The organism is Mesorhizobium sp. M8A.F.Ca.ET.202.01.1.1 (genome assembly GCF_004791595.1).
In the GTDB taxonomy this organism is placed as follows: domain Bacteria; phylum Pseudomonadota; class Alphaproteobacteria; order Rhizobiales; family Rhizobiaceae; genus Mesorhizobium.
In genome coordinates this window covers 1-6,577 of sequence record NZ_SRUN01000041.1, presented here as the reverse complement: position 1 = coordinate 6,577, position 6,577 = coordinate 1, and the positions used below count along the sequence as shown (strand labels likewise).

General features: G+C 58.0%; 2 protein-coding genes and 2 pseudogenes. 2 read left to right on the top strand and 2 right to left on the bottom strand.

Translation table 11 applies throughout. The annotated features are described in order from the left end of the window. The first annotated feature begins 464 nt into the window (after positions 1-464). Positions 465-572 carry a hydantoinase B/oxoprolinase family protein gene (locus tag EN845_RS36710; protein ID WP_135897790.1) on the top strand — a complete coding sequence of 36 codons (108 nt, stop codon included), beginning with the start codon at positions 465-467 and terminating at the stop codon, positions 570-572. A gap of 2,543 nt (positions 573-3,115) precedes the next feature. On the opposite strand, the pseudogene EN845_RS36530 reads toward EN845_RS36710, so the two are convergent. Then, a pseudogene (locus tag EN845_RS36530) lies at positions 3,116-3,269 on the bottom strand (IS110 family transposase); the annotation flags it as partial. 672 nt (positions 3,270-3,941) lie between these two features. On the opposite strand from EN845_RS36530, the gene EN845_RS33705 reads away from it, so the two are divergent. Further along, complete coding sequence (locus EN845_RS33705) at positions 3,942-5,531, top strand: DUF6119 family protein (protein WP_164893205.1); 1,590 nt, start codon at positions 3,942-3,944, stop codon at positions 5,529-5,531. 222 nt (positions 5,532-5,753) lie between these two features. Here EN845_RS33705 and EN845_RS33700 read toward each other — a convergent pair. After that, a pseudogene (locus tag EN845_RS33700) lies at positions 5,754-6,577 on the bottom strand (IS5/IS1182 family transposase); the annotation flags it as partial.

Sequence of the window (6,577 nt, the reverse complement as noted above, 5' to 3'; positions counted from 1 at the left end):
GGCGTGGCTCATATTCACGCGTGCCTTCAGACCTTGCGGATGAACCTAGCATCGTCAGCGGTCCGCGGTTGCAAAAGATTCTGTAAAGTTATTTGAACGATCTGTTGCAATGTTTCCATGCCAGCGGTGGGCATGGAACGTCCCAACAAATTTCCATGTGTGCGATTGTTCTAGGACGCTAGTGGATCAATCGGATCAAAAGAGCCCGGTTCTGGGGTTCCGTTTTGCGGTGTGGTGTGCGGTCTAATGCACGTGCAATGGCATCTCTTCACCGTTTCGGCCAGCGATCGTCAGCGCTTGATCGTCGCGGCCACTGGACGCCCGCAGAAGCATGTCTGGCGGAGAAGCGGCCGGGCCGATTATCGTGGAGGAATTGGAGGAACGGCGGTTGTGCCGCCAGACGCTTCCATCCTCCGGGACGAATTCGACAATCTGTTCGTTGATCTGCAGCGAGGGATCGCGTGATGCAATCCCGCAAGACAGATCCGTTTCTGCTCGAGACTTTCAAGAAGAACGCGTTCGATACCATCGCCGAGGTGATGACGCTTACGAGCATCCGTACCGTGCTTTAGATCGTTCGCGCCTCACTGGATCTCTCGACCTGGGGCCAGCCTGGCGAATAACAAGCTGGATGGTGGCCGAATATCGGCGCCAACCAGTCGAACGTGCCGATCAAGATGATCGAGCAGGCCTATCCCCCGCATCGAACACCAGGCTTCGTCCCCGACACGGGTCCCGCAGGGGCAGACTCGCCATCCGGCGAGATTATCGGCTCCTTGCGAATTCAGCCACCTTGAATGTCGTTCCGACAAGCGTGCCTATCCGCCGCATGGCCTCTTTGGAGGCCTGTCAAGGACAAACCGTCGATGACCGTCTGACCTCGGGCGACGATGTCGTCGTGCTGCCGGTACTCCTCAATGAACTGGTACTGATGAATAAAAGCGACCTGTTCTGCAGCTAATGCCGGGGTGACCAGCTCTTCGCCGAGAAGGTGAAAGAGCTTTCAAATGGGATCGGTAAAAGTCGTCTTACAGGAGCTGGTGGACGCCTTGGCAAACCTCTGTTGAAAGCGCTGGCGCTGAAACAAAAACCACGGAGGGAGGATCAGCGCGAAAATTACGCGTGTATCTTGCCCACCTTGGTCAGTGACCGCGTCGCAAGCGATAGGCAATTTGGAAGGCCAGCGCCGTACCGCGGCGAAAACGCAGTCGGCGCTGGACTGTGCATCGGCATTCGCGGTGTGCGGATTGCGCGATCGCTCTGCAGATCCTGGAGGCGTCTCGGACCGCGCCTTGAAGGCCAGGATCTCTGCCGCATTAGTGGACCGAGCGGGCGGCCAACGCTACCGGCATGCGGACAGCGCATGCTGATCCTCGTTGCCGCCGCCCGATTGCGGAAGAAGCCGGCGGCGTTGGCGCCGACCCGGCGTCCTTCGGCGTAACCATGTTGACGAGGCGCGGGGTCTCCTCCACGAGAGCGTGCGCAGGTTCATCATAGGGAATCATCGAGTTTGCGCTGAACGCAGCACCAGGTGCTGTGGTCCCCTCACCCGCCATTTGTCGCGAAACGGCCCAGTTTGCGCCGTAGCCGGTGTTCCGGGGAGCGCATAGGCAACCGCCTTGACCATAGATAAGGCGTGCCTCTGCTTCATCAGACGCATGACTGCCGGGACTAACTGCGGCGCGATAGGTTCAAGAGAACTCTCGATCATACGGCAAACAGAATGCCTTGTTGCAAGGAGCTGACTTGGGAAGCACCGGTTCTCCATGCGCCCCAAGTCAGCTCCTTGCAACTCACCAAACGCACCAAGAGCAAGCCAGCCGTCTACCACGGCGGCACATTCAGCGCTAACCCGCTCAGTATAACAGCTGGGCTGGCGGCGCTGCAATCAAACACAAAGGATGCCGTGGCCCAGATGGGCGATACGATTCGCAGCGAAATCATGTAGCAACTGAGAAGGTGCGAACTACCCACGCAGTTACCGGCACGAGCTCCTCTTGCGGCTCCACCTGAGGAACCGGAGTTATCCGAAACTGCCGGACCTCGTTCCCGAGCGCATTGCAGAAGGCTGCGCTGGCAAAGGTGCATCTTGCAATGCTGGAACGGGGGTTTTCTGATGACGACGAATTGCTCTGACGCGCTCTCGACCCCAATGAGCGATACCGATGTCAAAGATTTAGGCGCGGCGCTCGTGGATGCCATTCATGAAGTTTGGAAACAATCTCCGTGAGACTGATCGAACAAACGGTGGAAAACGCAGTCGCGGCAGCGCTCGCTCGGCGGCCTCGCCGATATGGGTCGCGGTCCGAAGGGCATATGAATGACCACGCGACTAATGCAGAAGGTTCGGCGCGAACGCCGGCCTTGAGCAGTTGGAGGAAGCGTTCGCACCTGCGTTGTCGATGTTTCGCGACGGTACGAGCAAGTAACAATCGAACGTAATCCAATTCCGAAGTACATGGAGGTTGGGCGAGGGCGCTTACCTCACCAAGTGGACGGGCACCCTTATCTCGATTTGGACGGGAATTTCACGACTCTAATCCATGGACGTCAGAGTTCGCCGTCCAGCACTTAGCTCGATTGGAAGCAGCAAGCGAGGTAGCGTGTCAGCGTGCGGAATGAGGGCTGCCTACTCCGCCGGGACTTTCCCTCTCTTCTTGCCGCCCCGCCTTGCCCGCGGAAGATTCGAGCCCGAGCATGGAGAGCACGATGATGAGGGTTGCCAAGAGGACGAAGGCCGAGGTGGCGATCCGCCCTATGTGGAAGGAGGTTGTAATCTGCACCGCGATAAAAGGCCCGCCAGCGCAAAGAGCTGGCAACCGGCACCATGTTCAAGCGATGCGAATGCCTGACGCAGCGGTCTCCGCGCCATTAGATCGCAGATTTACCCGGCCGAAAAGTTCAATTCGATGCTGAGCACTTCAAAGATCTGCGCCCATTGACGCCTTCATTTCAACCCGCCGTTTCAGCCCGGTTTTCAGCGCCACGACCGGACAGATGGCATACCTCGCGCCAGCCTAAAGACGGGCACGTCACCCGTATGGGACGCAACGACCCATGTTCGGCCAGTCGGGTCCGGAGAGCATTAATGAGCGGACGGCACAATCTGCGCAGTCGCTTCGGCCTCTGCCGCGTCATTCTTCTGTCGTTTTGACGAACGGCTTCACGTGAACACGTGGCAGCAGGCGAAGTTCATGGCCGAGCTTCGCGATCTGATGTCCCTAACAATGCGCCGTCTCGCACGCCTCCATCGCAACGATGCACCTCGGCGGCCCCGTAAAGAAGACCGGGACCTGCCCGCGTGACGTAGAGCGGGAATTCTCGCACTTCTCATCAGCAAATTGTGGGAAATGTTTGCAAGCGGCGCGAAAACGCCGAGTCCCTGCCCTGATAGGCCAATTATTTGCGCAAAGTGATCCATTCGCGCTGCTATATTCATGAAGCGGACATTGAGCCGTCTCTTATCGAGGATTGGCCTAGAAGGACGGAGACTGGGAATAGAAATTACTGACAGCAGCCTGATTACTGAAGGTCGAATGTTCCGGAAAACTACTGGTGATTGACTGAAGTGTTTGCCAGGGAGCTTTGGCATTGGCCCGTGCGAGATTGTGCCGCGACGGCCCAGCTTCATTCATGTTCCGGCTGCCCGTCGGCTGCCCGGGGGAAACGACCGAGCACTCCGAGAACATTCACGGGTTTGCTGTGCGGCCGCGCCGCTATCCGATGAACTTCTTAATTCACTGCGCCGTGATTGGTTGCAATGCCCCTCCGATCGGCCGTTACGGTCAGATCGCGCGCTTCCGCGAAGCAGTCGCACATGCGACGCGTCCATAAGCGTGGGCCTTCCGGTGCGCTCCCGAATGTCTCCTGTCCCACATTTTGGGGTGAGGCGGTCGGCGATAACATCTATCATCTTCGTCGTTGCTTGAGGGGAGTAAATTGTGGCAAAAAGATCATATACATTCCGGCTGCTGAAAGCGCATATCGCCGATCCAGCGGATTCGCTCAAAGACCAAAATCGGCTAGAGGAAAAGCCCCTTACGGGGAATCCCGATAACAAGCGTCTGTTTGCAGGCCAAGCATACAATTGTCCGCCGGGCTGGATATCCTTTTTCAATGCTGCCGACCAATTACAGTTCAACGGGCTGTACGGCGGGCAAGCGGCTGCGATTCTATTTGTCGGCGTCGAGCTTGCTGTTGAGGACGCCGACCCGCAGCGCAGATGGCTTGCTGTATGTTTCGGGATGGGGTTTCAGGAATTTCGCCCGGAAGCCCTGGAGAGCCAGTTCGGATTGAAGGTGGCGCTGAACCGGCTTGGCCGCGAGCGGATCAAGAGTATCGACACACGCAGGCCCGAAGACTCGACCATCCAGACCCGCTCGCAAAACAGCCGCATCGGCGAAATCTTCGATTTCGGCGTCGACACATCGAGTATCATCCTTCAGGCAATTACCGGCAAATCAGGGGATGAAGCGTTCGGTGGTACGCTCACGGGTAGCGACGGACTCAAGTTGAGCTGTGAACTCGATTATAATGGAATCGATGACAAGGGCCTGACGATCATCAACTCATTCAACGATACGGCATACCAGGAACTATTTCCCTGGTACGGCAAGATCACGCCCATCCGGGATCGTTCGCGCCTGGACGAACTCAATGAGAACCTTGTCACCCGGTTGCAGAATGGGCACCTCAACGGCATACATCTCGCACCGCCGGAAATCATCGACTATCACAATGTCGATCGGTTCAAGTTCTCCGGCAGCTCACGGGCGGATGCGTTCGACGATCTTCGTCTTTCCGATTATCTGGCCCTCTTCGATGACGAGCTTGAGGTTACGCTTGCCGATCTGAAATCGGATAAGGTGCGTATCGCGAGCGACGACGGACCCTTCCATGACCGTTGGTCCGTGTTCAAATGTCTATGCGCCGAGGTCCAGTTCAACGACCAGCTCCATATCCTCGCGTCGGACGAATGGTATGTGGTAAAGGACAATTTTGTCGTCACCGTCAACGCAGCTATGGCGGAAATTCCGCTGGCAGCCCTCCAGCTCCCCTTCTACACGGCCGGCGAGAAGGAGGGCGATTACAATGCCCGCGCGGTCGATACCCAGGCCGGCATGTACCTCTACGACAAGAACCTTGTGAATTTCGAAGGAGAGCGTGGTCGGGTCGAATTTTGTGACATTCTGACCAGTGGCGGGCAGATCGTGCACGTGAAGCGCCGTAGCAAGTCACAAACGCTAAGTCATTTGTTCCTGCAAGGACAAGTATCCGCCGAAGCATTCCTCGACCATCCACCGCTTAGGGAACAAATTCGGGAGGCAATGCCAGCTATCGTCGGCATAATTCCGACGGAGAGGCCCAATCCGGCCGACTATGAAATCGTCTACGCCCTTTTGCATGAGGGAAGTCCGACGCTCCCCTTCTTCAGCAAGGTGGCTCTGATGAGCATCTCGAAACAGCTTCGGCGAATAAACTATCGCGTAGGCCTTCTGTGGGTTGGCCTCGCTCCGGCCAATCCGGTTTGAACCCTAGTAGTGAACCGCCTGAGTCTCTTCGGGACCAATACAAGTCATCGCGCTGTTCTAGGCTGTAATGCACCGGCTGACGCCGGCCGGTGGCTCGCTACCGAGATCGATGTGGGAATGGCAGCTTCTTGGCTTGCCCTACCAATACGGGACAGTTAGCTGGACGCTTCGATCAAGGTCCTGCTGGAAGCGGTATTCGTCGGCCGTGAACAATGAGAGGGATCAGGCTTCGAGCTCTTTCGGCTGACTTTGTAAGGCTGCGATGAGAAGCCACAAAAATCCCTTCAGCCACCTGAGCAGGAGAGAGAAGTTATATCCGGCGGCGGCCAGGATGGCGTTGAGAGCGTCGCCCTGCTGGCCGGCGAGGTAGTTGCGGCCCATGCGGTGTTCGTTCTTGATGTGGCCGATGACGGGCTAGACCGCCGACCGCCGTCGCATCTGGCGCTTGATGGCTGGGGTGACGCGGCGTTTCTGGCCCGCGGTGAAGACCCTGAGCTTGTGGCTCTGGGGTGCGTTGTGGCCGCGATAGCCGGCGTCGGCGAGGATGCGGCCGATCTCGTTGCCGATGGTCTTTTCCATGTCGGGGATGACGCTTGCCAGCGTGTGGCCGTCATAGGGATTGCCGGGCAGTGCTTTTGCATGCAAGGCGAACTGGCCACCCTTGGAGCGCTTCAGCGTGGTGGCCACCGACACCTTCACCCCGAACTCGTAGGGCGCATGCGCCTTGCCCTTGCCGATGCATTCCACCTCGTGCGCGTGCAGGCTGTAGATCTTGCGGCCGCGCTGGCGCTGGCGTTGCTCGAGAACGGTGGCGGCCTGGTAGAGCGGCCATTTGAACAGCGCGTCCAGCCCCGCGTCGCCGGCGATCTGGCGACCAATGTCGCGAATGGTCCGGCCGAGATAGGTCTTGAGCTTGCGCAGCGCCTTGTTGGCCCGCTTGAACTGCTTGGCGTGGGCATAGCGCTGGTGGCTGATCAGCGCCAGCTTGCCGACCCGCACATAGCTCTGGCGCAAATGGAGACCCGTCCTCTTGGCCAGCCGCACCA

Excerpts from the sequence above, each read along its gene's own strand:
- EN845_RS36710 (WP_135897790.1), top strand. The coding sequence starts at position 465 with ATGCAATCCCGCAAGACAGATCCGTTTCTGCTCGAGACTTTCAAGAAG.